The sequence below is a fragment of the Microvirga sp. P4_G7 genome, assembly GCF_056401005.1.
Genome location: NZ_JBFUKD010000447.1, coordinates 1 through 3,196, shown reverse-complemented (window position 1 = coordinate 3,196; position 3,196 = coordinate 1). Strand labels below are relative to the sequence as shown.

General features: G+C 59.0%; 3 protein-coding genes. All 3 read right to left on the bottom strand.

From position 1 onward, the window contains the following. Positions 1–48: 48 nt before the first annotated feature. Positions 49–960, bottom strand: a complete 912-nt coding sequence (locus AC1DT3_RS16135; RefSeq protein WP_477466260.1) for an ABC transporter permease subunit — start codon at positions 958–960, stop codon at positions 49–51. A gap of 62 nt (positions 961–1,022) precedes the next feature. After that, entirely contained in the window at positions 1,023–2,345 is a 1,323-nt protein-coding gene (locus tag AC1DT3_RS16130) for an extracellular solute-binding protein (RefSeq protein ID WP_477466259.1), read from the bottom strand. A 38-nt stretch (positions 2,346–2,383) separates the two neighbouring features. Further along, positions 2,384–3,196: dehydroquinate synthase/iron-containing alcohol dehydrogenase family protein (locus AC1DT3_RS16125; protein WP_477466258.1), on the bottom strand; the 813-nt coding region annotated here is incomplete at its 5' end.

The following is a 3,196-nucleotide window of genomic DNA, read 5'->3' as shown; positions in this document are numbered from 1 at the left end:
GAAGAAGGTGGCAAATCGCCGTGAGGATGGGTGCGCGTTCGACCATGATCAGATGCTGTAATTCACCTTGCGCTCCACATACTTGAATTGGAGGAGCGTGAGGACGAGCGCGAAGCTCATGAGGAGAACGGATTGTGCGGCCGAGGAACCCAGATCCAGATTGATGAAGCCGTCCTGGTAAACCTTGAAAACCAGGATGTTCGTCGCACCGGCCGGACCGCCACGAGTCACCGCATCGATGATGGCGAATGTTTCAAAGAAGCCATAGACGAAGTTCATCGTCGTCAAGAAAAAGATCGTCGGGCCGAGCAGCGGAACGGCGATCTGGAAGAACCGCTTGACCGGACCGGCTCCATCGACCGCGGCGGCCTCCATCAGAGATCTCGGTATCGCAAGCAATCCCGCAACGAGGAAGATGTAGTCGTAGCAAATGTGTTTCCATGATGCGGCAAGGACGACAAGCAGCATGGCGTCGGATCCATTCCGATTGGGATCCCAGGCGAAGCCGAGAGACTTGATGACGAACGCAATCGGCCCAACGGCGGGATTGAACAGAAAGGCCCACATCACGCCTGCGATCACCGGCGCGATCGCATAAGGCAAAAGCACCACGCCCTTGTAGAACGATTGCCCACGTACGACACGGTCCGTCGCAAACGCGAGAACGCCGGCCACCACCATCGTCACCACATTCTGCGCCAGCGTGAAGACGATTGTGACACGAACCGAGTTGCGATAGCTCTCACTCTTGAACAAGGCGGTGAAGTTGTCGAACCAGACGAAGTGAACGCTGGCGCCAAATGGATCAGTCAACAGGAACGCTTGCAGCAGCGCCCGCACCGCCGGAATAAAGAAAAACAAAAGAAGGATCAGCAGCTGCGGCAGCAGCAGCAGCGTCGGCATTTTGGCAGACCGAAAGTGGGCCTGCTTCAATCCGGGTTCATGATACGATGCGGCCACCAGCTCGTCTCCGCGCAACACGATCGGACGGCGCGGAGGTGCCCCTCCGCGCCGCTTGTGATTCAGTACTTGCCCTTGTTCAGCTTTTCGTACTGACGCAGGATCTCGTTGCCCCGCTTGACGGCATCGTCCATGGCCGTCTGGGCGTCCTTCTTGCCGGCAAAGAGCGCCTCGACTTCCTCGCGCTGTGCAAACATCGACTGCGTGAAGTTGCCGAAGTGGAACCCGAGCGAGTTGGCCGTCGGCGTGCCACGGTTGAGCTGGATGATTGCGATTTCGCGCGTCGGGCTCTCCTTGTAGTAGCCCTTCTCCTTGGCGAGCTCGTAGGCTTTGTTCGTCAACGGCACATATCCGGTCGCCTTATGCCACCAGAACTGCGTCTCCGGCTTGGCGAGAAAATCGAAGAACGCTGCGATCGCCGCCTCTTCTTCCGGCTTGTGTCCCTTGATGACCCACAAGGCGGCACCGCCGATCGTGCTGTTTTTCGGCTGTTTTCCTTCTTCCCATGGCAGGAAGGTCGCGCTCCAGTTGATCTTCGCATTCCGCTCGATGCCGCCATGAGCCGCGGTCGATGCAAAGTACGTCGCACATTTCCCCGAGGTGAAAAGCTGCTCCGGGCTGAAGCCCTGGCCGGCGATTTCCATAATGCCGTCGTCAAGCCAACGCTTCATGCGCGCGACCTGCGGAACGACGAGCGTCTTGTTGTACACGAACTCGGTATCGAGGCCGTCATAGCCGTTCGATTTCGTGGCGTAGGACTGATCGTTGATCGCGCTGTAGTTCTCGATCATGCTCCAATGATAGTCGGTGGCGAGCGCCGTACCGCATTCGGCCGCGCCAGATTTTTTGATGGCCGCGAGCTGCTTGTCGAACTCGCCCCAGGTCTCGGCCGGCTTGTCGAAACCCGCTTTCTTGAACTGATCCTTGTTGTAATAGAGGATCGGGGACGACGAATTGAACGGCATCGCCGCGAGCTTGCCCTTGTACGAGTAGAAACCGGCAACTGGTTTGATCAAATCGGCCCAGTCGATCTTGTAGTTCTGCTTCGTCATAAGGTCCTGGACGGGGACGATGGCGTCGGACAGGAGCATGGTCATGAAGCCGCGCTCGTAGATCTGGACGATGTGGGGAGGACGCTTCGCGCGATACGCCGCGATGGTTCCGTTGATCACTTCGTCGTAATTACCCCTGTTGACGGCGACGACCTTGTACTTCTCGTTCGACTCGTTGAACTGCTTCACGAGTTCATCGACCCGCTCGCCGTTCACCCCGTTCATGGCGTGCCACCACTGCACCTCGACCGGCTGAGCCAACGCTGGCGCAGCCATCAAGCACAGTGCCAGGGCACTTGCGGCGCCGCAGGCCCGGAAAGAATGAAATGTCATCGTTGATCCTCCCATTTTGATTTCTTCGCTCTGGACACTCATTTGGCGGCGAGTGCCATTGCCGGCTTGGTGCGCTGCCCCCAGAAGCCATCTTCTGCGAGAAGCGCGGCGATACCCCTGTCGAGCCATCCGAGATCCTCGAGCAGATCCAGGATGGTGTAGCGACGGCGGATCAGACGGGCTCGACGACAATCCGCCGCGAGCTTTGAAATCGAAACACCGAGATCGTTGGGATGCGCAGGCGCCCCAGCGGCTCGCAACTGCGCTTCCATGGTGCTCGCAGGAATGCAGGTCATGCGCAGGTCTTCGCGCAGATGCTGCCATTGCCGCGCAAGATTCATCAGGCGATCGCGCTTGCGTGATGCGCCTTTCATCTTGATCGCCATCTCGACGCGGGCGCTGTCGGCGAGATGCGGATCCGCGAAGGCCGCACTGATTTCCGCTTCGACGTCTTTCGGCGAGCTGACTCTGTTCAACGCTGCGCCAATGGTCGCGTCTGAGATTTCCTGAGCGAGAAACCATTCGTAGAGGGCGAGAATAGCGACGGTTCCGATCGCGACGCAGGCACCGTGCGCGGCGGGTTCGCCTTGAAACGTCAGGCGCTCCATCTCCCAGGCATGCGAGATGAGATGTTCTGCGCCGCTCGCGGGGCGCGAGTTTCCATGCGCCTGCATTGCAAAGCCCGAGACAAGCAATCCGTTCATCAGATCGCCGAGCGCGGCCGGATCGGCCAAAGCCACCTGACGCGGCTGCCCAAGCCAGGTCCGAACATTGTTTTGCACAAGGGAAAACGGCTCTGGGTTGATGGCCTCTTCCCCAAGGGCATCCGCAAGTGTCCAATCCGCCCCGGC

Bases quoted from the DNA above. Each gene is read 5' to 3' on its own strand.
- AC1DT3_RS16130 (WP_477466259.1), bottom strand. From the start codon at position 2,345: ATGACATTTCATTCTTTCCGGGCCTGCGGCGCCGCAAGTGCCCTGGCA.